The organism is Micromonospora sp. NPDC049275, from assembly GCF_043197115.1.
In the GTDB taxonomy this organism is placed as follows: domain Bacteria; phylum Actinomycetota; class Actinomycetes; order Mycobacteriales; family Micromonosporaceae; genus Micromonospora.
This window is the reverse complement of record NZ_JBICSN010000005.1, coordinates 339,331-366,329: the sequence shown is the minus strand read 5'-3', so window position 1 is coordinate 366,329 and position 26,999 is coordinate 339,331. Positions and strand designations below refer to the sequence as shown.

Below are 26,999 nucleotides of genomic sequence, written 5' to 3'. Positions count from 1 at the left end.
ACATGCGCGGACCAACCTCGACCACACGCTCCCGCCTCGCGGCCGCCGCGCTCCTCGCGGTCGCCGCGACGGCCGCGAGCGGGCTCGTCGCCACGCCGGCGCAGGCCACCTCGGCATTCGGCTGCAACTACCCCCGCGTCTGCTTCTGGGTGACCGGGAGCCCGTACGACGACGCCCCGCCGACCGCGTCGTTCCAGGACAACTACTACCAGACCCTCGGGTCCCGCAGCCGGGGCGCCGACTGGGTCTACAACACCCGCAACGACGACGGCGCGAAGATCTTCTACTCCAACGGCGACTGGGTCTGCGTCGCGCCGGGCGAGCTGGCATACCTCGAGCCGTACGGCTACGCGGTCGCCCTCGACATCATGGACTCCCCCTACTGCTCGTACTGACCGCCCACCGGAGGTTGAAGACATGAATCCACGACGTCTCCTGGCCGCGTGCGCCGTCACGGTGACCGCAGCGGTCGGCCTCGTCGCCACCCCCGCGTTCGCCGGTGGCATCTTCCAGACCAAGACCGACCTGAACCTGCGCTACTGCCAGTGGCTGAACAACTCGCAGTGCTCGGTCATCCTCACGATCCCGAAGGGCCAGTCGGTCTACCTGAACTGCTGGGCGCCCGGATCGTCGGTAAACGGCGACACCGTCTGGTACAACGCCTTCTACGGCAACGCGAGCGGCATGCTCGCCGGTGACTACATGAACACGGGCCACGACCCGAACCCCGCCGTCTACCGCTGCGTCTAGCGGCACCGGGGCACCGGGGGGTTCGAGATCCACTCCAGATCACCGATGTCGGGGTGTTCGGACCGTCCGGACACCCCGATATCGCCGACCTCGTGTCGATCACGGAACGGGCCAGCGCGGCCTGCGGCCCTCAGGAGCGGGCGAGGCGGCGCAGCAGCGAGTCGGCGCCCAGCGGGTACGCCCCGTGCCTGCGTACGCCGTCGGCGACCTCGCGGTCGGACGAGATCACGACGACCGGACGGCCGGCCGGCTCGGCGCGGACCAGGCGGCGAATCAGCTCGTCGGCGGTCTCGCCCTTGCGGGAGAAGAGCACCCGGACGCCGCGCGGCGCCGGGGGCAGCCCGTGCATCCGTTCGGCGCCGTCGAACACGACTGTGACCTCGTCGCCGGTCTGCGCGGCGATCCCGCCCAGGCCCGTGATGAGGCGTTTGCGCTGCTGTTCCAGCGACATCTCGCCGAAGCCGCGCTTGGTGACGTTGTAGCCGTCCACCACGAGGTGCGCCCGGGGCAGGGCCAACAGCTGGTCCAACCGGGCCGGGTCGTCGGTGTCGCGGGCGCGTGCGGCCGGGCCGGCCGGGGCGGTGCCCGGCTGCTCGGCGAACGCGTCGGCGACGAAGTCGGCGGGGAGCTTGTCCACCGGGTCGAGCGCCAACTCCCGGCGCAGCCCGACGGCGGCCTGACCGATGGTCTCCAGCAGCAGCCAGAGGCGGGCGTCGTCGACCGAGCGCGCCTCCTTGGCACTGGCCCGGGCCACCCCGGCGGCGGCCTCCGCCTCCGCGAGTCGGGCGCGGGCGCGGCGCAGTTCGGCGTCCACGTCGGCGCTGGCGCGTGCGGCCCGCCCGCGCTCGGTGGCCAACAGTTCGGTGGCCTTGCGCTCCCGGGCCTGCGTCTCGCGCAGGGTGCGGGCCACTTGACGGGACTCCTCCCGGAGCTGGCCCAACTCCTCGCGGACCCGCGCCAGCTCGTCGCGGAGCTTCTCGGCCTCGACCCTTGCCACCGCCCGGTCGTGCTCGGCGCGGGTGGCCCGCTGCTCGGCCTCACGGACCAGCTCGGCGACGACCGCGCTGTCCGCCTCCGCGCGAACCGCGGCGCCGCTGGCCTCGATCAGCTCCCGCCAGCCGCGGGGTCGGGCCAGGTAGGCGAGCGCGGCCACCTCGACCGGGTCGGCGGCGGCCGGCGCGGTGCCCTCGATCACGGCCGCGCCGAGGTCGCCGGCGTCGGCCAGCACCCGGGCGGTGACCCGCTGCCGGAACAGCGGGTCGGCGGTGAGCTGGGCGGCGATGGCCGGGGCGCCGAGGCGGGCCCGGCGGTTGGGGGCGAACTTGGCCACCCGGCGCAGCGGCACCGGCACCTCGTCGGCGGGCAGGGTGGGCAGCACGGTGGCCGTCAACGTCACGATCCGCTGCCGGACCGGCTCGGGCAGCGTCGGCTCGGGCTCGACCGCCGGATCGGCACCCGAATCGACAGGTGTGTCACTGGTGTCCGGGTCGCCCACGGCACCGTCGACCACGACCGGATCCTCCTGCGGGAGGTGGTCGTCGTGCGGCTCGGTGAGGGGCATGTGGCAAGTCTCCCACCGCGACCGGGCCCACCGCCCGGTGAGTGAGCCGATCTCTCATCCTAGCCCCATGGTGAGTGCTGGGACTGCTGCGACGGGAGTGTCGGACCGGGGCGTTACCGTGCCGCCGATGGCACAGGCGGAGTACGTCCAGGAGTCACTGGCCGGTCTCGACCCGGCGGTGGGCGGGGTGGACCCGGCCCTGCCGCTGTACGCGACGACCTTCGTGGTGGTCGACCTGGAGACCACCGGCGGCGCACCGGACGGCGGCGGCATCACCGAGATAGGCGCGGTCAAGGTGCGCGGCGGCGAGCACCTGGGCGAGCTGGCCACCCTGGTCAACCCGGGGCAGCCGATTCCGCCGTTCATCACCGTGCTGACCGGGATCACCCAGGCCATGCTGGTGCCGGCGCCGCCGATCGAGCAGGTGCTGCCCAGCTTCCTGGAGTTCCTCGCCGACGCGGTGCTTGTCGCCCACAACGCCCCCTACGACGTGGGGTTCCTCAAGGCCGCCTGCGCGAAGCACGGTCACCGCTGGCCCAATCCGCGCGTACTGGACACGGCGGCGCTGGCCCGCCGGGTGCTGACCCGCGACGAGGTGCCCAACCGCAAGCTGGGCACCCTGGCCGCCTACTTCCGCACCGCCACCCAGCCCACCCACCGGGCACTCGATGACGCGAAGGCCACGGTCGACGTGCTGCACGGGCTGATCGGCCGCCTCGGTGGGCACCGGGTGGACACGGTCGGCGACGCCATCGAGTTCGCCCGGGCGGTCACCCCGACCCAGCGCCGCAAGCGTCACCTGGCCGAAGGGCTGCCCAAGGTCCCGGGGGTCTACATCTTCCGGGCCGCCGACGACCGGCCGCTCTACGTCGGCACCTCCGTCGACATCGCCACCCGGGTGCGCAGCTACTTCACCGCCGGCGAGAAGCGCGCAAGGATCTCCGAGATGCTGGCCGCCGCCGAGCGGGTCGAGGCCGTGGAGTGCGCGCACTCGCTGGAGGCCGAGGTCCGGGAGCTGCGCCTGATCGCCGCGCACGCGCCTCCGTACAACCGACGGTCGAAATACCCGGAGCGGATGGTCTGGCTCAAGCTGACCGACGGTCCGTATCCTCGGCTGTCGATCGTCCGGGACCTCTCCCCCACGGACACCGCCTACCTTGGGCCGTTCACCTCACGGCGGGCCGCCGAGCTGGCCGCCGCCGGCTTCCACGACGCGGTGCCGCTGCGCCAGTGCACGCACCGGCTCTCGTTGCGCACCATCACGCCGGCCTGCGCGCTGGCCGAGCTGGGCCGCTGCCCGGCACCCTGCGAGCACAGGATCACCCCCGAGGAGTACGACGACAGAGCCGCCGGGCCGTTCCGCACCGCCACCGCCAGCGACCCGCAGCCGGTGGTGGACGCGCTGCTGGCCCGGATCGACGTGCTCGCCGCCGACCAGCGCTACGAGGAGGCAGCAGTGGTGCGGTCCCGGCTGGCCGCGGTGCTGCGCGCCACCGTGCGGATGCAGCGGCTGGCGGCGCTCACGTCGATCGTCGAGCTGGCCGCGGCCCGACCGGCCGCCCGGGGCGGCTGGGAGCTGGCCCTGGTCCGCCACGGTCGCCTGGCCGGCGCCGGGGTTTCCCCGCCCGGCGTCCACCCGCGACCCACGCTGAACGCCATCCGGGCCACCGCCGAGACGGTGTCGGGCGGGCACGGTCCGGTACCGTCGGCCACGGCGGAGGAATCCGAGCGCATCCTGTCCTGGTTGGAGCGGCCGGAGACCCGGCTGGTCGAGATGTCGTCCGGTTGGTCGTCCCCGGCCGGCGGGGCGGGCCGCTTCCGTGACCTGCTGGCGAAGGCCGAGAGCGGGGGGTCGCACCAACTCTCGACCGAACGCTCATGACCAACTGACCGATCGGACTACGTCGACTCCCTTAGGCTGTTAGAGAAGTGCAGTCCTGCCCGTTTCGTGGGCCTGCTTCCGATCGCCCCGTCCGGCGGTCGCGGAGCCGGGGTGAGGAGGTGTCCCTCGTGGACGTCGACGCCGGACACGGCGCCGCCCTGGGGGGCGCCCTGCCGACCCAGTCGGGTGAGCTGCCCCTGACCCGCCGACTGCGGTCGTTGCTCACCTGGCCGACCACCGACTCCGACCCGGTCACCCACCTGGTCCGCACCCATCGGGGCATCCACTCCGGCACCGACCCGGCCGTGCTGCGCCGGGCGTACACGATCGCCGAGAACATGCACCGGGGTCAGTTCCGCAAGAGCGGCGAACCGTACATCACCCACCCGCTCGCGGTGGCGCAGATCTGCGCCGAGCTGGGCATGGACACCACGACCCTGGTGGCGGCGCTGCTGCACGACACCGTCGAGGACACCCGCTACACGCTCCAGGCGCTGTCGGAGGACTTCGGCGGCGAGGTGGCCCACCTGGTCGACGGGGTGACCAAGTTCGACAAGGCGTTCTACGGCAAGGCCGCCGAGGCGGAGACGGTCCGCAAGATGATCGTCGCGGCCGCCAAGGACGTCCGGGTGCTGATCATCAAGCTGGCCGACCGGCTGCACAACATGCGTACGCTCGGTGTGCGCTCCGCGGCGTCGCGGGAACGGATCGCCCGCAAGACCCAGGAGGTGCTGGTCCCGCTCTGCGACCGGCTGGGCATCCAGACCCTCAAGCGCGAGCTGGACGACGTGGTGCTGCTGCACCTGGAGCCCGACGAGCACGCCCGGCTGGCCCGGCACGTGCACGATCGGCCCGGCTGGGACTCGTACCTCGACTCGGTGGTGACACGGGCCCGGGCGGCGCTGCGTCGCAGCCGGGTCGACGCCGAGGTGAGCCCGCGCCCCCGCCACCTCTACTCCATCTGGAAGGACACCATCGCCGGCGGCCACACCGCCCCGTTCGACCTTCCCCGCATCTCGGTGGTGGTCGACGGGCCCGCCACGGACTGTTACGCCGCCCTGGGCGCGATCCACGGCACGTGGCGGCCGGTCCCGGGCCGTTTCAAGGACTTCATCGCCTCACCGAAGAACAACCTCTACCGCTCGCTGCACACGACCATCTGCGGCCCGCAGGACCGCACGGTGGAGGTGCTGATCCGCACGGAGGAGATGCACCGCGCGGCCGAGTACGGCATCGCCGCCGACTTCCGCTTCCCACGCTCCGGCGGCGGCAGCGCGGCGGCCCGGGCCGAGCAGTTGGACTGGCTGCGCCGCGTGCTCGACTGGGAGCCGGACGCCGCCGACCCGGCGCAGTTCTACGAGTCGCTGCGCTGCGACCTCGCCGAGGGCCAGATCCAGGTCTTCGCCGAGGGGCGTCAGGTCGTGCTGCCGGCCGGCGCCACGCCTGTCGACCTGGCGTACGAGCTGGGCAGCCAGCGGGGCGACCACTGTCTCGCCGCCCGGATCAACGGCCGGCTGGCGCCGCTGAGCTCGGAGCTGGACGAGGGCGACGTGGTGGAGATCTTCACCGAGAACGACGGCGACAACGGCTTCGAGGCCGGCGTGGCGCCACGCGGTCCGCGCAAGGAGTGGCTGGGCTTCGTCAAGTCGCCGCACGCGCAGATGCAGATCAACAGGTGGTTCGCCGAGCACACCGAGCCGGGCATCACGATCAGCGACAAGGTCCGCCTCGGTCGGGCCACCATCGGGCTCGCCCTGCGCCAGCACAACCGCGGCCTCGCCAGCGACCTGCCGCTGCTGCGGCTCTCCGAGGAGCTGGGCTATCCCGACCTGGAGACCCTGCTCGTCGCGGTCTTCGACCGGGTGATCGAACCGGACACCGTGGTACGCCAGCTCATCGACCTGGTCGACCATCGACAGTGACCGGCCGGCCCCAGCGCGTCCGAGGGACATTCGTGACCACTAGCCTGGGGTCATGATCCCCCGTTCCCGCGCCACCGGTCGGGCCATCTTCTACCAGGCCTTCTACCGGCTGCCGCTGCCGGTGCGCCGTCGCCTGGTGAAGCTGGCCGTGCCCAAGTACATCGTCGGGGCGGTCACCCTGGTCCGGGACTCCGAGGCGGCGGGCGCGGGCCGGCTACTGATGTTGCGCCAGCCCCCCGGCAAGGGCTGGTCGCTGCCCGCCGGCCTGCTCAACCGGGCCGAGCCGCCCGTCGTGGGCGCGGCCCGCGAACTGTTCGAGGAGTCCGGCATCCGGCTGCCACCGTCCCGGCTGCGCCCGGCGGCGCCGAACGCGATCGTGCACGCCAAGGGCTGGGTGGACATGGTCTTCGAGACGGAGGTGCCGGCGTCCACCACCGACCTGGCGGTCGACGGCGCGGAGGTCTTCGAGGCCGCCTGGCATCCGCTGGACGACCTGCCCAAGCTCACCTGGCCGACGGCCCGGCTGCTCGCCTACTACGACATCGGGCCGCTGGCCGGGCAGTTCCCGCCCCCGATCGCCGACGACCTGCCGTGACCGGTCCGGCTTCCGTGCCGGCCGAGCTGTGCGCGGTCGTGCTCGCCGCGGGTGAGGGCACCCGGCTGCGCCCGCTCACCGCACGGGTGCCCAAGGCGCTCTGCCCGGTCGGCAACGTGCCACTGCTGGACCGGGCGCTGGCTCGCCTGGCCGGCCTCGGCCTGAGCGGTCCCGCTCGCGTGGCCGTGAACGCCTGCTACCTCGCCGACCAGGTGGTCGCACACGTCGGCGGCCGCGCCCACCTGTCGGTGGAGCCCGGCGACCCGCTCGGCACCGCCGGTGGGGTGGCCAACCTGCGGGACTTCATCGACGGCCGGCCGGTGCTGGTCGGCAACGCCGACGCGTACCTGGCCGACGCCGCCACTCCCCCGGGCCCCGACGTGGCCGCGCTGCTGGACGGCTGGGACGGAAACTCCGTACGCCTGCTCGGGCAGCCCGCCGCCGACCCGACGGCGCCCGGCACCTTCGCCGGGCACTGCTTCAGCGGGTTCTCGCTGCTGCCGTGGCGGCTGGTCCGCGACCTGCCGGTGGTCTTCTCCGACCTGGTACACGCGGTGTGGCGGCCGGCCGAGGCGGCCGGCGCGCTGGAGGTGGTGCCCTATCCGGGCACCTTCTACGACACCGGCACCCCCGCCGACTACCTGGCGGCCAACCTGCACGCCGCGGGTGGCGATGCTCTCGTCGACCCGTCCGCGACGGTGACCGGGCGCTGCGTGGAGTCGGTGGTAGGCGCGGGCGCACGGGTGGACGGCGAGGTGCGGCGCACGGTGGTGTGGCCGGGCGCGCTCGTACGCGACGGCGAGCGGCTGCACGACGTGATCCGGTTCGGGGACGGCTGCACGGTCCAGGCTGCCGCGCGAAGCTGAGCCGACGCGGTACACCCTCTCCCGGTCCAGGCGGAGACATCTAGCATGGGCGACGACGCCGACGAACGGAGAATTGCCCCGTGATCACCGCGATCGTGCTGATCGACTGCGCCACCGACGCGATTCCCGAGGTGGCGGAGACCCTTGCCAATGTCACAGGCGTCAGCGAGGTCTACTCGGTGGCCGGGCACGTCGACCTCATCGCCATCGTCCGGGTCCGCGAGTTCGACCAGATCGCCCAGGTCATCGCGGGCAGCATCTCCAAGGTGCCGGGTGTGCTGAACACTGAGTCGCACATCGCTTTCCGGGCGTACTCCCAGCTCGACCTCGAGGAGACGTTCGCGATCGGCCTCGCCGACGCCGACTGACCCGCGACGCCGCGTGGGAGGGCCGCCGCCGGACGCGGCGCGGCCGGCCCACCCCTGCGGGTGGACCGGCCGTCTGCTGCCGCTACGTCAGCTCTCGCTGGGAGCGGGCCGCTCGGTGGTGCCGAGGCCCGGTTCCGGCGACTCGGTGATGCCGCCACTAGGAGCCGGCGACTCGGTGGTGCCACCCGGAGCCGGCGACGAGGTACCCGGGCTGGGCGTACCGCTGGCGCTGGTCTGCGGGACCGGGACGCCCAGCTGGTTGGCGAGCTGGACCAGCTCGTCGTAGTGCGCCTGAAGCGTCGGCAGGGCGTTCTGGGCCAACTGGACCACCGACTGCTCGGAGCCCTGCGAGATCTCCGTCTGGGTGGCCTGGATGGCCTGGACGTGACCGGCCAGCTCACTGGTCACCCAGAGCCTGTCGAACTCCGCGCCGTTGGCGTTGTTCAGCTTGTCGATGACGGCCTGCTGATCGGCGCTGGGCTCGTTCGGCAACTCGACGTTGAGCTGGGACGCCGTCTGCTGCACCGTCTGGTCGAGCTGGGTGTGGTCGGTCTTGAACATCGCACCCAGGTCCTTGACCCCCTGGTTCTGGCCCTTCTGCTGAGCCAGGTCACCGGCGGTGATCTCGAACAGGTTCACCTGGTGCACCGCCTGCAGATACTGGGTGTCCTGCGTCGACGGCTGTGCCGCGGCCTGCGCGGCCACAGCCGGCGCGACACCTACCAGCACCAGCGCGGCCAACAGGCCGAGGCGTTTGAGACCCAACATGCTTCCCCCCCTAGAGACGTTGGACCGCACGGATACCCGGCTCACGGGGGTTATTCCTGCGATCGCCCGGCGCACGGGGTCGACCGGTCCCGCCGTGGCCGTCCGACTCCTGCTCGGATGGGCGACGGGACACCGACAACGACGTGGCGCCCGCCGGAAGTCCGGCGGGCGCCACGTGACGGTGCGGTGGGGGTCAGTGGCGGCTCTCGCCGCTGCCGATCTCCGCGCGCTCGGGCCGGGGCTCGACCGGCGGGTGACCCGGCGAGACCGGCGCCTCGACCGGCTTCTCGATCGGGTAGAAGAAGCCCCGGACCGCCGGGCCGAGTGCCCCGAGCCGGTTCATCTTCTTCGGCACCACCCAGCCGACGTAGTCCAGCTCACCGTGGCCGTCCGCGTGCCCGTTCGCCGCGCTGAGCGGCTGGTGCACCTCGACGAACCGGCCGTCCGGCAGGCGCCGGATGATGCCGGTCTCCACGCCGTGCGCGAGCACCTCCCGGTCGTGCTGCTGCAGACCCAGGCAGAGCCGGTAGGTGACGTAGTACGCCAGCGGCGGGACCACCAGCAGGCCGACACGGCCCGCCCAGGTCATCGCGTTCAGGCTGATCTGGAACTTGTCGGCGATCACGTCGTTGGCGCCCGAGAGCGTCAACACGACGTAGAAGGCGACGGCCATGGCGCCGACGGCCGTACGGGCCGGAACGTCGCGGGGCCGCTGGAGCAGGTTGTGGCTCTTGCGGTCCTTGAGGTGCCGGGCCTCCAGGAACGGGTACATCGTCGACAGGCCGACCAGGATGCCGGGCAGCACGACAGTGGGCCAGAACAGCGGCGGGATGACGTACCCGTCGCCGATCGGGATGTTGAGCTGCCAGGCCGGCATGAGTCGGGTCGAGCCGTCGAGGAACATGACGTACCAGTCGGGCTGACTGGCGGCCGAGACCACCCACGCCTCGTACGGGCCGAACAGCCAGATCGGGTTGATCTGGAACAGACCGCCCAGCAGCGCGATGACGCCGAAGACGACCATGAAGAAGCCGCCCTGCTTCAGCGCGTAGCGGGGGAACATCCGCTCGCCGACCACGTTGCCGTTGGTCCGGCCGGGGCCGGGCCACTGGGTGTGCTTCTGCTTGAAGACCAGGCCCAGGTGGGCGCTGATCAACGCGAGCAGCAGACCCGGGATCAGCAGGACGTGGGCGATGAAGAACCGGCTGATGATGATCGTGCCGGGGAACTCGCCACCGAAGATCGACGACGTGAGCCAGGAGCCGATCACCGGGATGGACAGCATGATCGCCGAGGCGATCCGCAGACCGGTGCCGGACAGGCCGTCGTCCGGCAGCGAGTAGCCGGTGAAGCCGGCCAGGAAGCCGACCCAGAACAGCAGCGAGCCGATGATCCAGTTGGTCTCGCGCGGCTTGCGGAAGGCGCCGGTGAAGAACACCCGCAGCATGTGCACGACGATCGCGGCCATGAACAGCAGCGCCGCCCAGTGGTGCATCTGCCGCATCACCAGGCCGCCGCGGACGTCGAACGACAGGTCCAGGCTGGAGGCGTACGCGGCGGACATCGGCGTGCCCTGCAACGGGGCGTAGCTGCCGTCGTAGACCACCTCGGTCATCGCCGGCTCGTAGAAGAAGGTGAGGAACACACCGGTCAGGAGCAGCACGATGAACGAGAACAGCGCGATCTCGCCCAGCAGGAACGACCAGTGGTCCGGGAAGACCTTGTTCAGCAGCTTGCGCAGCGGAGTGGCCACCTGGAAGCGGTCGTCCACCCCCACCGCGGCTTTGCCCGGCGTGGCTGCCAGGTCAAACTTTCGACGCTTCATGGCCGCTCCCAGAAATCAGGCCCGACGGTCTCGGTGTAGTCGGACTTCGCCACGAAGAAGCCCTCGGGGTCCACCTCGATCGGCAGCTGCGGCAGCCGCCGGCTGGCGGGGCCGAAGACGGGCCGGGCGTTGTCGGTGATCAGGAACTGGGACTGGTGGCACGGGCAGAGCAGCCGGTTGGTCTGCTGCTCGAACAGGCTCGCGGGGCAGCCGGCGTGCGTGCAGATCTTGGAGAACGCCGCGTAGTTGCCCCACATGTAGTCACCGTGGCCGACCCGCTCGTTGGCCCGGCGCGACTCCTGCGCGTCCGAGTCGCGCAGGTGGATCAGCAGCGTCGGCGAGTCGGCGTGCCTGTTGCTCACACCGTTCTCGATGCCCGGGAAGACCGTCAGCTGGCCACCGGTGCTGATGTCCGCCGGGCGCACCGGGCGGCCGTCCTCGCGGACGAGGCGGATCCGCTGGCCGCCCTCGGCGGCGGCGAACCCGGTGGTGAACATCTGGTTGTTCTTGTGCGGCTGCGAGATCAGACCGCCGACCAGCGGCGCCGCCGCTACCGCGGCGACCGGCGCGAGGCCGGCCAGCAGCGAGATGCCGAGCAGTGGACGACGCTTCACACCCAGCTCGTCGGCCATGTAGAGCATGGTCTGGCCGGTGATGGTGCGACCGTCGGCGTCCACCGCCCCCTCGTGCCGGTCCTGGATCGAGACCTCCTTGGGCAGCAACTTCTTGCCCCAGGTCAGGATGCCGAAGCCGACGGCGAGCAGCGCCACGCCGAGGGTGAACCCGAGCAGCGGGGTGTAGAACTTGTCGCCGCCGCGGCCCGGCTCGTACTTCCACGGCCACCAGATGTAGATGGCCAGGAAGGCGGTCGCCGCCAGGCCGGTGATCAGGAAGAAACCGGCCACCACGCGGGTCAGCCGACGCTCGGCCTTCGTGCCGGGCAGCACCTGCGGCTCGTAGTGCACGATCTCGATGTCGTCCCGACGCGCGCCCTCACGGACGATGTCGAACCGGGTCAGCCCGGGGTCGTTCACGTCGAGCGGCTCCCGGCCCTGCGGGGCCTGGTGCTCGGTGTGCGTGCTCATGCCGTCACCTCGCTACGGGTGGCGCCGAGCGGCACCACGGCACTGAATCTGACGATCCGCTCGGTCACGACTTACCCGCAATCCACAGGCTAGCGAACACGAGCGCCACAATGCCAACCAGGAAGATCGCCAGGCCCTCGGTGGACGGCCCGTACCGACCGAGGTTGAACCCGCCCGGGTCCTGGTCGGTCTTCAGCGTCTCCTGGATGTAGGCGATGATGTCGGCCTTCTGCTCCGGCGTGATCTGGTTGTCGCCGAACACCGGCATGTTCTGCGGGCCGCTCAGCATCGCCGCGTAGATCTGCCGGTCCGTCGCCGGGTGCAGGCTCGGGGCGAACTTGCCCGACGAGAGCGCGCCACCGCCGCCACCGAAGGCGTGGCACTGGGAGCAGTTGATCCGGAACAGCTCGCCGCCGGCCGCGACGTTGCCGTCCTCGTGGAGGTTCTCCTCGGTGCCCGGGACGACCGGACCGCCACCCAGCTCCTGGATGTACTGGCCGAGCTGGCGGACCTGCTCGTCGGTGAAGACCGGCGGCTTGCGGTGCGCCTGGGCCTCCTGGCGGGCCAGCGGCATACGGCCCGAGCTGACCTGGAACTCGACCGAGGCCGCGCCGACGCCGATCAGGCTCGGCCCGCGCCCCTCGACGCCCTGGGCGTTGCGGCCGTGGCAGGTCACACAACTCACGTCGAACAGCGCCTTGCCCTCGGCTGCGGCACCGGTCAGCGGCGGATTGTCCTGCGCCTGCGCACCGGGGGCGAAGACGGTGTATGCGCCGCCGGCGAGCATCAGCGCGGCGAACAGCCGGACCGCGGCGCCCAGCCGGCGGCGGCCCCTGCTGCGCGCGGCGGGCCGCCCGCGCAACCGCGCGAGCAGACCGCGTCGGCGGTCGTTGTCAGAAGTCATGAGCTGTGTCCTTAACCGGTTGGACCTTGTCTCAGGGGACGGAGCAGCGGCGCGGTTCGTGACGCGCCAAGATCACTGAAGCCAGTAGATCATGGCGTACAGCCCGATCCACACGACGTCGACGAAGTGCCAGTAGTACGACACGACGATCGCCGAGGTCGCCTGCGCCGGCGTGAACCGGCCCATGGTCGTGCGGACCATGAAGATGATGAAGGCGATCAGACCGCCGGTCACGTGCAGGCCGTGGAAGCCGGTCGTCAGGTAGAACATCGAGCCGTACCCGTCGCCGTTGATCCTGACGCCGTCCTCCACCAGGTGGCGGTACTCGTTCACCTGGCCGAGCACGAAGATCAGACCCATCACGAAGGTGACGGTGAACCAGCGGCGCAGCGCGTGCACGTCACCCTTCTCCGCCGCGAAGACGCCGAGCTGGCAGGTCACCGAGGACAGCACGAGGATCACCGTGAAGGTGGTCGCGTACGGGATGTTCAGCGATTCGGTGTGCTTCTCCCACTGCTCCGGCGCAGCCGCGCGGATCGAGAAGTACATCGCGAACAGCGCCGCGAAGAACATGAGTTCGCTGGAGAGCCACACGATCGTCCCGACGCTGACCATGTTCGGTCGGGTCAGAGAGTGGATCCGGCTCTTGTCAATGGCTGGGGCCGCAGTCACGCCGTCATTATTGCCCCTGACCGGGGCCGCCCATCAGCGGGGTGGCAAACCTGCGCCTTCCGTGGCCCGACCGTCGAGGTCCGGTTCGCCTGGCCTAGCCTGAAAAGCGTGCTGCACGTCGATCCGATCCTCGCCGCCACCTCGGCCGTCCCCGCCGATGTGCTCGCCAGCGCCACCGCTGGCCCCTCGAGCCTGCCACCGTTCAGCATCGACCGGGTGCTGACCGAGGCCCGGCTGGACAGCTGGCTGGCGCTCGGCCTGGTGCTCGCCGCCGGCCTCTACCTCTACGGGGTGTACCGGCTACGTCTGCGGGGCGACGCCTGGCCCCTCGCGCGTACCGTCTTCTTTCTCGGCCCCGGCCTCGGCGGCATCGCGCTGGTCACCGTCTCCGGGATCGAGACCTACGACACCGCTTTGCTGTCGGTGCACATGGTCCAGCACATGGTGCTCTCCATGGTGTCGCCGATCTTCCTGGCGCTCGGCGCGCCGATGACGCTCGCCCTGCGGACCCTGCCGGTCGGGCCGCGCAAGCGCCTTCTGGCGGTCGTGCACAGCCGCGTCGCCCGGGTCTACAGCTTCCCGCTGGTGGCGTTCGCCATCTTCGTGGTCAACCCGTTCGCGCTGTACTTCAGCGACCTGTACCGCTTCACCCTGGAACACGCCTGGGCGCACGAGCTGGTGCACGCGCACTTCATCATGACCGGCTGCGTGTTCTTCTGGCCGCTGCTCGGCCTCGACCCGCTCCCGGGCCGCTGGCCGTATCCGGCGCGGGCCCTGCTGATGCTGCTCTCCGTGCCGTTCCACACCGTGCTCGGGCTCACCATCATGCAGAGCACCACCCTCTTCGGGGGCGACTGGTACCCGTCGCTGCACCTGAGCTGGGCCGACCCCAAGGCCGACCAGGTGGTCGCCGGCGGCATCCTCTGGGCCGGTGGCGAGTTCGTCAGTGTGACCATGCTCGCGGTGCTCGTCGTGCAGTGGGTGAAGCAGTCCGAGCGGGAGGCCCGCCGGGTCGACCGCGAGCTGGACCGCCAGGAGGCCCGCGAGCGCGCCGCCGACGCCGCGACGACCTGAGCTGCGCAGACGGTACGCCGTCGGCCGGGCGTCGGGCGGGATGTCGGCTACGTCACGTCGACCGGTACGATCGGCGGGCAGCTACGAGGTGGGAGCCTGTCAGCCATGAGCGATCGTCTGTGCACCGTCCTGCTCTACAGCGACGACCCGCAGGTCCGTGACCGGATGCGGCTCGCTGTCGGCACCCGGCCCGCGCCCGGGCTGCAGATCGAGTTCGTCGACGCGTCGACGTACGCCGAGACCATCCGGCTTGTCGACGACTACGAGATCGACCTGCTGGTGCTCGACGGTGAGGCGAGCCCGGGCGGCGGCATCGGCATCGCCCGCCAGATCAAGGACGATCGGGACGACGCCCCGCCCACCTGCCTCGTGATCGCCCGCGCCGCGGACCGATGGCTCGCCGCGTACGCCGAGGTCGACGCGACGCTTGTGCACCCGCTCGACCCGGTGACCACCGGCAGCACGGTGGCCGAGCTGCTGCGGACGCACGCACCCGCCTGACGTCCCCCGCTCTCCGGCACCGACGCGGCGCCGGACCAGCCGGCGCCGGTTCCAGCCCACCCGCACTTCGTACGCTCGGGAGGCCCGCCATGGGCGATCGGACCTGGCCGCACCTGCTCAACTCGCTGCTGCGCGGCGAGGAGCTGTCCACCGCCGACACCGCCTGGGCGATGGGTGAGATCATGGCCGGCTCGGCGGGCCCGGCGCAGGTCGCCGGCTTCGCCGTGGCCCTGCGTGCCAAGGGTGAGACCTCGGCCGAGCTGGCCGGCCTGGTGGAGACGATGTTGAGCCGGGCCGTCCCGGTCGACCTCCCCGACGAGCTGCGCTCGACCGCCCTGGACGTGGTGGGCACCGGCGGTGACCTCGCCCACACGGTCAACATCTCCACCATGGCCGCGCTTGTCGTGGCGGGCGCCGGTGTCCGGGTCGTCAAGCACGGCAACCGGGCCGCTTCCTCCCTGTGCGGCACCGCCGACCTGCTGGAGTTCCTCGGCGTCCCGCTCGACCTCGACCCGGACGCCATCGTGCGCTGCGTCACCGAGGCCGGCATCGGGTTCTGCTTCGCCGCCCGGTTCCACCCGGGGATGCGGCACACCGGGCCGGTCCGGCGGGAGCTGGGCGTTCCCACCGTCTTCAACTTCCTCGGCCCGCTGACCAACCCGGCCCGCCCCCGCGCGGGCGCCGTCGGCTGCTTCGACGCACGGATGGCGTCGGTGATGGCCGGCGTGTTCGCCGCCCGGGGTGACTCGGTGCTGGTGATGCGCGGCGAGGACGGGCTGGACGAGTTCACCACCGCCGCGCCGACCCGGGTGTGGGCGGCGCAGGGCGGCACCGTACGCGAGGCTGTGCTGGACGCGGTCGACCTGGGGGTGCCCCGGTCCACCCTCGGCGACCTGCGGGGCGGTGACGCCGCGTACAACGCCGGCGTGGCCCGTCGCCTGTTGGCCGGCGAGACCGGTCCGGTCCGCGACGCGGTGCTTGTCAACGCGGCGGCGGCGCTGGCGACGCAGGGTCCGTTGGACGGCGACCTGACCGAGGCGCTGCGTGCCGGCCTGGACCGCGCCGCCGAGTCCATCGACTCGGGCGCGGCGGCGGCCACCCTGGACCGTTGGATCGAGACCGCGACCACCGCCGAGAAGGCCGCCACCGCTTGACCGCGTCGGGAGCGTGATCGACCCGGGTTCCTGGAATCGGCGGTGTCCGGCCGGTCGTGATGCCCCGACTTCCCTGATGTCGAGTGGATCACGCCATGGTCCGGGGGCCCCTGAACGGTGGCCGCGGAGATTTGTCGGACCCGCGTGGGAAACTACAGGCGAGTCATTCTCCGCTTCCGTTGTGCGCCGCTGTCGCATTTCGGGGGCCTGTCGCCTGGAGTGAGAGGAGACGCCCGTGTCGCATCACGAGCTCTACTGCGACGTCTGCGACGGCGTGGCACCGTTCGAGGCGCCGCCCTGCGTCGACGGCCACGGCAGCGACTGTCCCGAGCTGATCTGCACCGGTTGCGGCGCCGCCGTGGTGATCGCCACGTACGCCGTCAGCGTCACCCGGCTGGCCGACCGCCGACGTCGCGTCCCCGCCCACCGCCACGCCGCCTGACCCGTCGACAGGACACGCCACGACGAAGGCCCGCTCCCCCGGTCGGGGTGCGGGCCTTCGTCACGCCTGTTGGTCGCGGACGACCGGGTGGATCAGTGCTCGGCGGTGCGCCGGGTGCCTGTGTAGTACTCGAACAGCAGGCCACAGGCGGCGAAGACGACCGCCAGCAGGCCGAGGCCGATCAGCCAGAACTGCCAGAACACCATGCCCAGCGCGGCGGTCGCGGCGGCCAGCGCCAGACCGAACGGCCAGTAGCTGCCCGGGCTGAAGAAGCCGACCTCACCGGCGCCGTCGGCGATCTCGGCGTCCGGCCGGTCCTCCGGGCGCAGGTCGATGCGGCGGGAGACGAACCAGAAGAAGCCACCGCACATCGAGCAGAGCAGGAACGACAGCAGCAGGGCCACGGTGCCCACCCACTCGACGTTGCCGGACTCCCCGTGGGTCCAGGCGCCGTAGAGAATGGTGGCGCCGAAGAGGAACCCGGCGATGATCAGGAAGATACGCCACTCGGTCTTCATGCGGCTGCCTCAGCTTCCCGTGCCGGCCGGAGCGCTGTCCGGGTTGAAGTTGCTGTGCGTCCGCCGGGTGTCGAACGGCTGCGTGGTCTGCGCGTACGGCTGCTCGCCGATCTCGGTCAACGCGTCCTGCGTCGACTTGCCGCTCTGCTTGGCCGCGAGGAACTTGTCGTACTTCTCCGGCGAGACCACCCGCAGCTCGAAGTTCATGAACGCGTGGTAGCTGCCGCACAGCTCGGCGCAGCGGCCGACGTACGCGCCCTCGGCGTCCAGCTTGGAAACCTCGAAGACGTTGCGGATCTTGCCCGGCATGACGTCCCGCTTGAACAGCAGCTCCGGCACCCAGAACGAGTGGATGACGTCGCGGCTGGTCTCCTCGAACCGGATGGACCGGTTGGTCGGCAGCACGAGCACCGGGATGACCTCACTGGTGCCCAGCGTCGACGCGGTGGTGCGGGCCTCCGTGCCCTGACCGTCGCGGTAGTTGAACTGCCAGTTCCACTTGAAGGCGACGACCTCGACCGTGACGTCCGGGTTCTTCGACAGCTTGTCGACGTCGGTCTGCACGATCGCCGTGTAGTAGAAGAGCACGGAGACGATCAGGATCGGCGCGATGGTGTAGAGGAACTCCATCGGCAGGTTGTAGCGGGTCTGCACCGGCAGCGCGTTGCCGCGCTTGCGGTACCGCACCACGCACCAGAAGATCAGGCCCCACACGAATACGCCGACCGCGAGCGCGGCGACGCAGGAGGCGATCCACAGGTCGTACATGCGGTGCGACTCCGCCGAGATGCCGCCCTGCGGCCAACCGAAGCCGTCGAACGTCTTGCCCACGTCACAGCCCGTGAGCAGAACCAGCAGAGCCACGCCCCCGAGACCGAGCCCGGCCAACCGACCAGCACCGCGTCCCCGGCGTCCACCGACCCCTGGGGCAGCACCGTGCCGTACGGCCGACGGCCGTACCTCCGAACTCCTTGCGACCACCTGGTCCTGCCTCCCTAGCGCGCCGCGGTGCGTCGTTCCTCAGCACCGGCGGCAAAGGCGTCACCGACGGTCGCAGATTACTCGACCATGAGGGACTCGGCCGTGGTGGGGTCACTGTCCGCCCCCATCGGGGGGATCCTGGGCATAACGTCGCGATAGCGTCTGATCCGTGAGCGCGAGGAGTGAGCCGGGGTTGCGAGCCCCGCAACCCCGAACAAAGGCAGGTCCGTGAGCGCGAGGTGTGAGCCGGGGTTGCGAGCCCCGCAACCGCGAACAAAGGCAGGTCCGTGAGCGTCTCTTCGGTCTACCTGGACGCGGCAACGGCCGCGCCGCTGCATCCGGTCGCCCGGCAGGCGCTGCTGGCCGCCCTCGAGGACGGCTGGGCCGACCCGGGAAAGCTCTACGGCCAGGCACGCCGCGCCCGGCAACTGCTCGACGCCGCCCGCGAGGCCGCCGCGCAGACGCTCGGCGTCCGCGCCGACGAGCTGTCCTTCACCAGCAGCGGTACGACGGCAGCCCACGGCGCGGTGCTCGGCGGCCTGGCGGGACGGCACCGGGCCGGGGCGACGCTCGTGCACTCGGCGATCGAGCATTCCGCCGTCCTGCACGCCGCCGAGCGGCACGTCGCGGCCGGTGGCGTCGCCCACTCGGTGCCTGTCGACCGGGTGGGCCGGCTGGATCTGGCCGCCTGGTCGACGGCCGTCCGCGCGCCCGGGGTCGCGCTGGCCGCGTTGATCACAGCCAGTCACGAGGTGGGCACCGTGCAGCCGGTCGCCGAGGCGGCGGCCATCTGCGCGGATGTCGGGGTGCCGCTCTACGTCGACGCGGCGCAGTCGGTCGGGCGGGTGCCCCTGCCGGCCGGCTGGGCGCTGCTCAGCGCCAGCGCGCACAAGTGGGGCGGCCCGCCCGGGGTGGGGCTGCTGGCGGTCCGCAAGGGCACCCGCTGGGAGTCGCCCTGGCCGGCCGACGAGCGGGAGGGTGGGCGTACCCCTGGGTCGGTGAACCTGCCCGCGGTGGTGGCGGCGGCGGCGAGCCTGCGCGCGGCGGCGGCCGACGCGGCCGCTGAGGCGACCCGGCTGGACCCGCTGGTGGACCGGATCCGGACGCGGGTCGCGGCCGAGGTGCCCGACGTGGAGGTGGTCGGCGACCCGGTGCTACGCCTGCCCCACCTGGTGACGTTCTCCTGCCTGTACGTCGACGGCGAGACGCTGCTGCACGCGCTGGACCGGCGGGGGTTCGCGGTGTCGTCCGGCTCGTCCTGCACGTCGTCCACGCTGCGGCCGTCACACGTGTTGGAGGCGATGGGGGTGCTCTCGCACGGCAACGTCCGGGTCAGCCTGCACCGGGACACGACCGAGTCCGACGTCGAGCGGTTCCTGGCCGAGCTGCCCGGGATCGTCGCCGGGCTGCGCGCCGACGCCGGGGTGGTGGGGCTGTGACGATGCCGGACGAGGTGCTCGACTGTCGGGGGCAGCGCTGTCCGCTGCCGGTGATCGCGGCGGCCCGCCGGATGCCGCAGGTGCCGGTCGGCACCGTGGTCCGGGTGCTGGCCGACGACCCGGCCGCCGCGGTGGACATCCCCGCCTGGTGCCGGATGCGCGGCCAGGAGTTCCTCGCGGCGATCACCGGCCCGGACGGCCCCGCCTACGACATCCGCCGCACCCACTGACCCCGGTTACGGGAGGATGTGCGGGCGGATCTCCTCGGCGGCCGTGTCGCCGTAGGACTCGGCGAGGCGCTTGACGAACAGGTCGCGGCGGACGTCGTACTCCTGGGTGCCGACCGTCTCCAGGACGAGCGTGGCCAGCAGCGAGCCGACCTGGGCGGCGCGCTCCAGGCCGACACCCCAGGAGAGCGCCGTGAAGAAGCCGGCCCGGAAGCCGTCGCCCACACCTGTCGGGTCGACGGCCCGGATCTCCCGCGCGATCGGCACGTGGATCGGGTCGATGCCCCGGCCGGCGATCTCCACCCCGTCCTTGCCCAGCGTGGTGACGCGCACCTTGACCAGGTCCAGAAGCTGGTCGTCGCTGAGCTTCGCCTTGCTCTGCAGCAGCGACTTCTCGTAGTCGTTCGTCATCAGGTACTCGGCGCCTTCGATCAGCGCCACCACGTCCTCGCCGGGCATCCGGGCGAGCTGCTGGGAGGGGTCGGCGGCGAAGGCGTACCCACGGGTGCGGCACTCGGCCGAGTGCCGCAGCATCGCCTCCGGGTCGTTGGCGCTGACCAGCACCAGGTCCAGACCGCCGAGCCGGTCGGCGACCGGAGCGAGCTCGATGTTGCGGGCCTCGCTCATCGCCCCCGCGTAGAACGACGCGATCTGGCACATGTCGGTGTCGGTGGTGCAGACGAACCGCGCTGTGTGCGCCACCTCACTGATGTGCACGGAGTCGCAGTCCACGCCGTGCCGCTCCAGCCAGGAGCGGTAGTCGGCGAAGTCCGCGCCCACCGCCCCGAGCAGCACCGGGCGCAGCCCGAGCTGGCCCATGCCGAAGGAGATGTTCGCCGCGACCCCGCCACGGCGGAGCACCAGGTCGTCCACCAGGAAGGAGAGGGAAACCTTGTGCAGCTGATCGGCGATGAGCTGGTCGGCGAAGCGACCCGGGAAGCTCATCAGGTGATCGGTGGCGATCGAGCCGGTCACGGCGATCTTCATGTCAACCCTCGGGGTCGGGAGCAGGGCGCGGTCAGCCTACCGGCCCGGCAACAGTGACGTGACCGGTCGGTCGGGCAATGGCAGCCGTCCGGTCACGCCCGCTGCGGAACCGCTCCCACCGACACGAAAACGGCGGGGCCGCCCCGAAGGACGGCCCCGCCGTGCTGGTGCGTGGGTGACTCAGTTGAACGAGTCGCCGCAGGCGCAGGAGTTGCCTGCGTTGGGGTTGTCGATGGTGAAGCCCTGGGCGTCGATCCGGTCGGCGAAGTCGATCGTCGCGCCGGACAGGTAGGGGGCGCTCATCCGGTCGACGACGACCTCGACGCCACCGAAGTCGGTGACGACGTCACCGTCGAGCGAACGCTCGTCGAAGAAGAGCTGGTACCGCAGGCCGGAGCAGCCACCCGGCTGCACCGCGACGCGGAGCCGCAGGTCGTCGCGGCCCTCCTGCTCGATCAGGGCCTTGACCTTCTGCGCCGCGACGTCGGTGAGGACGACGGAAGTAGGGGCCTGGGCCTCGGTCGACTCGGTCTGCGCTGGCGTGGTCACGTGGAAGTCTCCCTGCGCGGTTTTGGGTCCGGACGCACTGGCCAACGCCGCGCGCCGTCCAGTGATTCCCGGTTGTGGTCCGGTTCCGATCGTACGCCGCCCCGGCCGCGCCCACCCGCGTGGCGTGATCGCCGCCGCAGGTGGGCCCCGGTCACGCGCCGTCGGCCGCCTCAGCGGCTCCACTGCCGGGCCAGTCGGGCGCCCAGCTCGCGCAGACCGTCGGCGGGACGGCTCAAGGCGGCGTCGAGCCCGCCGGCCTGCTCCCCACCGAAGTGCTCGACCAGGCTGTACGCGTCGGTCACTCCCGCCGAGGCGGCCTCCCGTCGGCCGGTGCTGACCTGGCCGGCCACCACCACGCAGGGCACCCCCCGGTCCCGGGCGGCCCCGGCCACCCCGGCGACGACCTTGCCGCGCAGCGACTGGTGGTCGAAGGACCCCTCCCCAGTGATCACCAGGTCGGCGGTGTCGAGCGCGGCCTCCAGCCGGGTGGCCCGGGTGACGAGACCGATGCCCGACTCGCAGGCGCCGCCGAGCGCGAGGACGGCCGCGCCGAGGCCGCCGGCGGCCCCACCGCCGGGTAGTGTGCCGAGCCCCACCGGGCAGCCGGGGAGATCCCGCTCCAGCACCGCCGCGAAGCGCTCCAGAGCCGCGTCGAGCAGCAGCACGTCGGCGCGGTCGGCGCCCTTCTGCGGGCCGAACACGTTGCTCGCCCCGTGCAGGCCGAGCAGCGGGTTGTCCACGTCGGTGGCGGCGATCAGCCGGGCGCCGCGCAGCCGGGGAGCGCCGTCGAGGGCGTCGGCCACTGCCAACGCCGCCCCGCCGTACGGCAGTGCCGCGCCCGTGGCGTCGAGCGCTGTCGCGCCCAGCGCGGTGAGCATGCCGGCGCCGCCGTCGTTGGTGGCGGAGCCGCCCAGCCCGATCACCACCGTCCGGGCGCCGCTCTCCACGGCGGCGGTCACCAGCAGACCCAGCCCGTACGACGTGGTGACCTTCGGATCCCGCTCGCCGGCGGCCAGCAGGTGCAGCCCGCACGCCTGCGCGCTCTCCAGATAGGCGGTCGTGCCGTCGGTGGTGAGGAGGATCTCACCGGCCGCCGGCCGGCCCAGCGGGTCGACGGTCGACACCGGCACCCGCCGGCCGCCGAGCGCGCCGGCGAGCACGTCCACGAAGCCCGGCCCGCCGTCGGCGAGCGGCCGGATCAGCAGGTCGTCACCGTCGGCGACGCTGCGCCATCCGTCCGCCACCGCCGCGGCGACCTCCGGTGCGGGCAGGGTGCCGGCGAACTTGTCCGGGCAGAGCAGCACGCGCATGCCGAGCAGTGTGGCAGCCCACACCGAGCGGAGCTGCGGCGCGCTCGCGCTGTGGGACCATGGGCTACGTGACTTCGACCTGGGTGGAACCCTCCAACACGGCGACGGCTCTGCTGCTGCTCGGCCGGGGCAGCGACCCCGACACCGAGCGCGGCGTCGAGTGTCCGGGCGACCTGCCGGCGCCCAGCGATCCGGATCTGGTGGCCCGGGCCACGGCCGCGAAGGCGAAGCTGGGCAGCAAGGTCTTCGTGCTGGGGCACCACTACCAGCGCGACGAGGTGATCCAGTTCGCGGACGTGACGGGCGACTCGTTCAAGCTGGCCCGGGAGGCCGCGGCCCGCCCGGACGCCGAGTACATCGTCTTCTGCGGCGTGCACTTCATGGCCGAGAGCGCCGACATCCTCACCACGGACGCCCAGCGGGTGATCCTCCCCGACCTGGCGGCCGGCTGCTCGATGGCGGACATGGCCGTCCTGGGTCAGGTCGAGGCCGCCTGGGACACGCTCACCGAGCTGGGCATCGCCGGCGAGACCGTGCCGGTGACGTACATGAACTCCTCGGCCGACATCAAGGGCTTCGTCGGTCGCAACGGCGGCGTGGTCTGCACCTCGTCCAACGCCAAGCGCGCCCTGGACTGGGCGTTCGAGCAGGGCTCCAAGGTGCTCTTCCTGCCGGACCAGCACCTGGGCCGTAACACGGCGGTGCTGGAGATGGGCCTGTCGCTGGACGACTGCGTCCTCTACGACCCGCACAAGCCCGGTGGCGGGCTCACGCCGGAGCAGTTGCGCGACGCCAAGATGATCCTGTGGCGGGGGCACTGCTCGGTGCACGGCCGGTTCACCCTCGACAGCGTCAACGACGTGCGCGAGCGGGTGCCCGGGGTCAACGTGCTGGTCCACCCGGAGTGCCGGCACGAGGTGGTCACCGCTGCCGACTACGTGGGCTCCACCGAATACATCATCAAGGCCGTCGAGGCCGCTCCGGCCGGTTCGGCGTGGGCGCTGGGCACCGAGCTGAACCTGGTCCGCCGGCTCGCGCTGGCCCACCCGGACAAGCAGATCATGTTCCTCGACAAGGCCGTCTGCTACTGCTCGACCATGAACCGGATCGACCTGCCGCACCTGGTCTGGGCCCTGGAGGAGCTGGTCGCGGGCCGGGTCGTCAACCAGATCACGGTGGACGCCGACACCGCGCACCACGCGCGGGTGGCGCTGGACCAGATGCTCGCCCTGCCCGGCGCGGACACTCCACCCCCCACGGCCGCCTGATCACGATCCGTGACGCTCCTGGCACACAAAAGTGCCGGATCACCGATTAATGCCACACACGCCCGTGTGACCGAGTCCTTCTTCGTCACCGAGGGCTATGCTGCCGGGGCGAGGACGCAAGCGGGCCGTTTCGATATGGCCGCATCCGGGGTAGCGACAGAGTTCACGCTCCCCACCATCAACACAGCAGCACCGAAGCGCTGGAGGTTGCGTTGACCGACGACGTCCTGGTCGTGCACGGAGGGACTCCGCTCGAAGGGCGGATCCGCGTGCGCGGCGCGAAGAACCTGGTTTCGAAGGCGATGGTCGCCGCACTGCTGGGCGACAGCCCGAGCCGGCTGTTCGACGTGCCGAAGATCCGCGACGTCGAGGTGGTCCGGGGTCTGCTCGGTCTGCACGGCGTCAAGGTGACCGACGGCGCCGAGGACGGCGAGCTCGTCTTCGACCCGGCGAACGTGGAGAGCGCCAGCACCGACCAGATCAATGTGCACGCCGGTTCGAGCCGGATCCCGATCCTGTTCTGCGGGCCGCTGCTGCACCGGCTCGGGCACGCGTTCATCCCGGATCTGGGCGGCTGCCACATCGGCCCGCGCCCGATCGACTTCCACCTGCAGGCGCTGCGGGAGTTCGGCGCCACCGTCGACAAGCGGCCCGAGGGCCTGCACCTGTCCGCGCCGAACGGGCTGCACGGCACCAAGTTCGCCCTGCCGTACCCGAGCGTCGGCGCCACCGAGCAGGTGCTGCTGACCGCGGTGATGGCCGAGGGCGTCACCGAGCTGCGCAACGCCGCGGTGGAGCCGGAGATCATCGACCTGATCTGCATCCTGCAGAAGATGGGCGCGATCATCAAGGTCCACACCGACCGGGTGATCGAGATCCAGGGTGTGCCGAAGCTGCACGGTTACACTCACCGGCCGATCCCGGACCGGATCGAGGCCGCCAGCTGGGCCGCGGCCGCGCTGGCCACCCGTGGCCACGTCGAGGTGCTCGGCGCGCAGCAGGCCGACATGATGACCTTCCTGAACATCTTCCGGTCCGTCGGCGGCGAGTACGAGGTCACCGACACCCGGCCGCCGAAGCTGGGCGACCCGGGCCAGGAGGGCGGCATCCGCTTCTGGCACCCCGGTGGCGAGCTGAACGCGGTGGCGCTGGAGACGGACGTCCACCCCGGGTTCATGACCGACTGGCAGCAGCCGCTGGTCGTGGCGCTGACCCAGGCCCGCGGCCTGTCGATCGTGCACGAGACGGTCTACGAGCAGCGGCTGGGCTACACCGAGGCGCTGAACTCGATGGGCGCCAACATCCAGGTCTACCGGGACTGCCTCGGCGGCACCCCGTGCCGCTTCGGCCGGCGCAACTTCAAGCACTCGGCGGTGATCGCCGGGCCGAGCAAGCTGCATGCCGCCGACCTGGTCATCCCCGACCTGCGGGCCGGCTTCAGCCACCTGATCGCGGCGCTCGCGGCCGAGGGCACCTCCCGGGTGTACGGCGTCGACCTGATCAACCGGGGCTACGAGGACTTCGAGGCGAAGCTCGCCGACCTCGGCGCGCACGCCGAGCGCCCGTAACCTGTCTCACCATCGTTCGGCTCCGACGGCTCCAGATCGCGCGCTGCGGTCGGGAGCCGTCGGCCGCTGTACCGCGATGTGCAGCGTGTGCGGACCGTTGGCTACCCTTGCCGCGTGCCGTCGCTCTTTCGCCGCAAGTCCACCGACCTCGTCGACGAGGCCGTCTCCTCGGTGACCCCCGAGGAGACCGCTGACCGTCCCCGGGGTTACACCCCGGCCAAGGGTCGGGAGACGCCGAAGCGACCCACAGTCGGCCGTCGCCCGGCCGGGCCCACCCGCCCCCTCACCAAGGAGGAGGAGCGGGAGCGGCGCCGCCAACTGCGTACCGAGGCCGCTGCCGATTTCCGCCGCGAGGGTGGCCCCCGCGACCGGGGCCCGGAGCGGCTGCTGGCGCGCAACGTGGTCGACTCCCGTCGTACCGTCGGCACCTGGTTCTTCGGCGGCGCGTTGATCGTGCTGATCGGCTCGAACGCGGCGATGCCGCCGGTGGTCCGGCTGATCTCCAACGTGCTCTGGGGCGCGCTGGCCCTGGGTGTGGTCGTCGACTCGCTGCTCATCTGCCGCAAGATCGGCAAGCTGGTCCGGGAGCGCTTCCCGAAGACCGACCAGCGGATGGGCTCGCTGTACCTCTACGCCGTGATGCGGTCGATCACCTTCCGGCGGATGCGCGCTCCGGCCCCGCAGGTCAAGCTCGGCGACAAGGTCTGATTCCGGCTTCTCGGCGAGCCGGGACCGCCCTGGCGGAGGCTGCCCGGCGAAGGCTGCGGCCGTGTCGGGGTTCGTCGTGGGGCCCGCGTTGGGGGCAAAGCACAGCGGGAAGCATCCGGGCAGCGGCTGATCGTTGTACCGTGCGCGTAGTTCATCACGGTGAACAGGTCGCCCGTTGTTCGTCACCGCGAACGTTGATCCAATGGAGCGAACACGCATGCCTGGAGAACCGGCTGCCCCGTTGGCCAACATCGCCGCCGCCCTGCGCCGCGAACGGGAGCGCGTCGGTGTCTCGCTGACCGAGCTGGCTCGTCGGGCGGGGGTGTCCGAGTCGACGCTCTCCCACCTGGAATCGGGGACGGGCAACCCGAGCGTCGAGACGCTCTGGGCGCTCGGCGTGGCGCTGGGCGTACCGTTCAGCCGGCTCGTGGAGCCGGCCGACGTCGACATCCGGGTGATCCGTGCCGGGGAGGGGCCCCGGGTTCGTTCCGAGCAGGCCGACTTCACCGGGACGCTTCTCAGCGCCGGCACGGCGCACCTGCGCCGGGACGTGTACCTGATCGAGTTGGAACCGGGCGCGGTCCGGGAGGCGGACGGGCACACCCCCCGCAGCATCGAGCACGTGGTGGTGGCCGCCGGACGGCTGCGCCTCGGCCCCGAGGGGGGCACCGTGGATCTCGGTCCGGGTGACTACGCGACGTTCCCCGGTGACATGCCGCACCGGTACGAGGCGCTGGTCCCCGGCACCTTCGCCGTCCTCGTCATGGAGCACCCCTGACCCGAGTCTCCGGTCCGCCGGGTGGGGTATCGTCGAAGGTCAGATTGGGTTATCAACCTAAATGTCCGGAACCATCGGATAACGTTTGCGCCCATGGGCGGTGCCACAGTGGCGGTGAACGAGCCCGCGCCGTTACCCTCCATCCGCAGCCACGCCCTGCCGGAACGGGCGACCCGACCGGCACGCGAGGCCCCAGCGCGACAATGTGCAACGAGGTGACAACGCCGTGAGCGAGCGGACGCGAGCCGGCCACCGGGGCGTGGCAGGCGGCGACCGGACGCCCACCGGTCAGCGCGG

At 71.6% G+C, this 26,999-nt stretch carries 28 protein-coding genes; 17 read left to right on the top strand and 11 right to left on the bottom strand.

Features of this window, described 5'->3' with window-relative positions; translation table 11 throughout:
- Window positions 1-2: 2 nt before the first annotated feature.
- Together ACGFIE_RS19050 and ACGFIE_RS19045 are read left to right on the top strand one after the other, a co-directional pair.
- On the top strand, window positions 3-395 hold the full coding sequence (locus ACGFIE_RS19050; RefSeq protein ID WP_393296241.1) for a hypothetical protein: 393 nt from the start codon (window positions 3-5) through the stop codon (window positions 393-395).
- Between the two features lie 22 nt (window positions 396-417).
- Entirely contained in the window at window positions 418-750 is a 333-nt protein-coding gene (locus ACGFIE_RS19045) for a hypothetical protein (RefSeq protein ID WP_393296239.1), read from the top strand.
- A gap of 130 nt (window positions 751-880) precedes the next feature.
- On the opposite strand, the gene ACGFIE_RS19040 is transcribed toward ACGFIE_RS19045, so the two are convergent.
- On the bottom strand, window positions 881-2,311 hold the full coding sequence (locus ACGFIE_RS19040) for an NYN domain-containing protein (protein WP_393296237.1): 1,431 nt from the start codon (window positions 2,309-2,311) through the stop codon (window positions 881-883).
- A gap of 127 nt (window positions 2,312-2,438) precedes the next feature.
- On the opposite strand from ACGFIE_RS19040, the gene ACGFIE_RS19035 reads away from it, so the two are divergent.
- From ACGFIE_RS19035 to ACGFIE_RS19015, 5 genes are all read left to right on the top strand, one after another.
- Window positions 2,439-4,193, top strand: a complete 1,755-nt coding sequence (locus ACGFIE_RS19035; protein WP_393296235.1) for a DEDD exonuclease domain-containing protein — start codon at window positions 2,439-2,441, stop codon at window positions 4,191-4,193.
- A 128-nt stretch (window positions 4,194-4,321) separates the two neighbouring features.
- Entirely contained in the window at window positions 4,322-6,115 is a 1,794-nt protein-coding gene (locus tag ACGFIE_RS19030) for a RelA/SpoT family protein (protein WP_393296408.1), read from the top strand.
- Window positions 6,116-6,167: 52 nt separating this feature from the next.
- A complete protein-coding gene (locus tag ACGFIE_RS19025; RefSeq protein ID WP_393296233.1) occupies window positions 6,168-6,710 on the top strand; it encodes an NUDIX hydrolase in 543 nt (180 codons plus the stop codon).
- A complete protein-coding gene (locus ACGFIE_RS19020; protein WP_393296231.1) occupies window positions 6,707-7,576 on the top strand; it encodes a sugar phosphate nucleotidyltransferase in 870 nt (289 codons plus the stop codon). The genes ACGFIE_RS19025 and ACGFIE_RS19020 overlap by 4 nt, the downstream gene beginning before the upstream one ends.
- Before the next feature lie 80 nt (window positions 7,577-7,656).
- The gene (locus ACGFIE_RS19015; RefSeq protein WP_007463184.1) at window positions 7,657-7,944 is read left to right on the top strand and encodes an Lrp/AsnC family transcriptional regulator; all 288 of its coding nucleotides are present in this window, start codon (window positions 7,657-7,659) and stop codon (window positions 7,942-7,944) included.
- Between the two features lie 87 nt (window positions 7,945-8,031).
- Here ACGFIE_RS19015 and ACGFIE_RS19010 read toward each other — a convergent pair whose 3' ends face one another.
- The 5 genes from ACGFIE_RS19010 to ACGFIE_RS18990 form a co-directional block, all read right to left on the bottom strand.
- Window positions 8,032-8,712, bottom strand: coding sequence for a DUF4142 domain-containing protein (locus ACGFIE_RS19010; protein ID WP_393296229.1), 681 nt, complete (start codon window positions 8,710-8,712; stop codon window positions 8,032-8,034).
- A gap of 193 nt (window positions 8,713-8,905) precedes the next feature.
- Window positions 8,906-10,537 carry a cytochrome b N-terminal domain-containing protein gene (locus tag ACGFIE_RS19005; protein ID WP_393296227.1) on the bottom strand — a complete coding sequence of 544 codons (1,632 nt, stop codon included), beginning with the start codon at window positions 10,535-10,537 and terminating at the stop codon, window positions 8,906-8,908.
- Entirely contained in the window at window positions 10,534-11,622 is a 1,089-nt protein-coding gene (locus ACGFIE_RS19000; RefSeq protein ID WP_393296225.1) for a ubiquinol-cytochrome c reductase iron-sulfur subunit, read from the bottom strand. The genes ACGFIE_RS19005 and ACGFIE_RS19000 overlap by 4 nt, the downstream gene beginning before the upstream one ends.
- Window positions 11,623-11,686: 64 nt before the next feature.
- Window positions 11,687-12,526, bottom strand: a complete 840-nt coding sequence (locus ACGFIE_RS18995; protein ID WP_363683129.1) for a cytochrome c — start codon at window positions 12,524-12,526, stop codon at window positions 11,687-11,689.
- A 72-nt stretch (window positions 12,527-12,598) separates the two neighbouring features.
- Window positions 12,599-13,198, bottom strand: coding sequence for a heme-copper oxidase subunit III (locus ACGFIE_RS18990; protein ID WP_266244549.1), 600 nt, complete (start codon window positions 13,196-13,198; stop codon window positions 12,599-12,601).
- Window positions 13,199-13,306: 108 nt separating this feature from the next.
- Here ACGFIE_RS18990 and ACGFIE_RS18985 point away from each other — a divergent pair, with 108 nt between their 5' ends.
- The 4 genes from ACGFIE_RS18985 to ACGFIE_RS18970 all read left to right on the top strand — a co-directional run bounded on the left by ACGFIE_RS18985 (window position 13,307) and on the right by ACGFIE_RS18970 (window position 16,369).
- Window positions 13,307-14,272, top strand: a complete 966-nt coding sequence (locus tag ACGFIE_RS18985) for a cytochrome c oxidase assembly protein (RefSeq protein WP_393296223.1) — start codon at window positions 13,307-13,309, stop codon at window positions 14,270-14,272.
- Window positions 14,273-14,377: 105 nt separating this feature from the next.
- Window positions 14,378-14,773, top strand: coding sequence for a hypothetical protein (locus ACGFIE_RS18980; RefSeq protein WP_007463197.1), 396 nt, complete (start codon window positions 14,378-14,380; stop codon window positions 14,771-14,773).
- Between the two features lie 89 nt (window positions 14,774-14,862).
- Complete coding sequence (trpD, locus tag ACGFIE_RS18975) at window positions 14,863-15,927, top strand: anthranilate phosphoribosyltransferase (protein ID WP_393296221.1); 1,065 nt, start codon at window positions 14,863-14,865, stop codon at window positions 15,925-15,927.
- Window positions 15,928-16,162: 235 nt separating this feature from the next.
- Entirely contained in the window at window positions 16,163-16,369 is a 207-nt protein-coding gene (locus ACGFIE_RS18970) for a hypothetical protein (protein ID WP_393296219.1), read from the top strand.
- A gap of 92 nt (window positions 16,370-16,461) precedes the next feature.
- Here the strand turns inward: ACGFIE_RS18970 and ACGFIE_RS18965 are convergent, their stop codons facing one another.
- Complete coding sequence (locus ACGFIE_RS18965; protein ID WP_363683137.1) at window positions 16,462-16,887, bottom strand: cytochrome c oxidase subunit 4; 426 nt, start codon at window positions 16,885-16,887, stop codon at window positions 16,462-16,464.
- 9 nt (window positions 16,888-16,896) lie between these two features.
- On the bottom strand, window positions 16,897-17,868 hold the full coding sequence (gene coxB, locus ACGFIE_RS18960) for a cytochrome c oxidase subunit II (protein WP_393296217.1): 972 nt from the start codon (window positions 17,866-17,868) through the stop codon (window positions 16,897-16,899).
- A gap of 287 nt (window positions 17,869-18,155) precedes the next feature.
- Here coxB and ACGFIE_RS18955 point away from each other — a divergent pair, with 287 nt between their 5' ends.
- Together ACGFIE_RS18955 and ACGFIE_RS18950 are read left to right on the top strand one after the other, a co-directional pair.
- Entirely contained in the window at window positions 18,156-19,307 is a 1,152-nt protein-coding gene (locus ACGFIE_RS18955) for a cysteine desulfurase family protein (RefSeq protein ID WP_393296215.1), read from the top strand.
- Window positions 19,304-19,537, top strand: a complete 234-nt coding sequence (locus tag ACGFIE_RS18950) for a sulfurtransferase TusA family protein (protein ID WP_203178961.1) — start codon at window positions 19,304-19,306, stop codon at window positions 19,535-19,537. Before ACGFIE_RS18955 ends, ACGFIE_RS18950 begins: the two co-directional genes overlap by 4 nt.
- A gap of 6 nt (window positions 19,538-19,543) precedes the next feature.
- Here the strand turns inward: ACGFIE_RS18950 and ACGFIE_RS18945 are convergent, their stop codons facing one another.
- The 3 genes from ACGFIE_RS18945 to ACGFIE_RS18935 form a co-directional block, all read right to left on the bottom strand.
- Entirely contained in the window at window positions 19,544-20,521 is a 978-nt protein-coding gene (locus ACGFIE_RS18945; protein WP_393296213.1) for a carbohydrate kinase family protein, read from the bottom strand.
- A 180-nt stretch (window positions 20,522-20,701) separates the two neighbouring features.
- Complete coding sequence (erpA, locus tag ACGFIE_RS18940) at window positions 20,702-21,070, bottom strand: iron-sulfur cluster insertion protein ErpA (protein ID WP_007463211.1); 369 nt, start codon at window positions 21,068-21,070, stop codon at window positions 20,702-20,704.
- Window positions 21,071-21,240: 170 nt separating this feature from the next.
- The gene (locus ACGFIE_RS18935) at window positions 21,241-22,380 is read right to left on the bottom strand and encodes a glycerate kinase (protein ID WP_393296211.1); all 1,140 of its coding nucleotides are present in this window, start codon (window positions 22,378-22,380) and stop codon (window positions 21,241-21,243) included.
- Between the two features lie 68 nt (window positions 22,381-22,448).
- Between ACGFIE_RS18935 and nadA the strand changes: the two genes are divergently transcribed.
- From nadA to ACGFIE_RS18915, 4 genes are all read left to right on the top strand, one after another.
- Window positions 22,449-23,648, top strand: a complete 1,200-nt coding sequence (gene nadA, locus ACGFIE_RS18930) for a quinolinate synthase NadA (protein WP_363683149.1) — start codon at window positions 22,449-22,451, stop codon at window positions 23,646-23,648.
- Between the two features lie 212 nt (window positions 23,649-23,860).
- Window positions 23,861-25,216 (top strand): UDP-N-acetylglucosamine 1-carboxyvinyltransferase, encoded by a 1,356-nt coding sequence (gene murA, locus ACGFIE_RS18925; protein ID WP_007463216.1) that lies wholly within the window; start codon window positions 23,861-23,863, stop codon window positions 25,214-25,216.
- Window positions 25,217-25,330: 114 nt separating this feature from the next.
- Window positions 25,331-25,924, top strand: a complete 594-nt coding sequence (locus ACGFIE_RS18920) for a DUF3043 domain-containing protein (protein WP_007463218.1) — start codon at window positions 25,331-25,333, stop codon at window positions 25,922-25,924.
- A 217-nt stretch (window positions 25,925-26,141) separates the two neighbouring features.
- Entirely contained in the window at window positions 26,142-26,702 is a 561-nt protein-coding gene (locus ACGFIE_RS18915) for an XRE family transcriptional regulator (protein ID WP_363683151.1), read from the top strand.
- The last annotated feature ends 297 nt before the right edge of the window (window positions 26,703-26,999 follow it).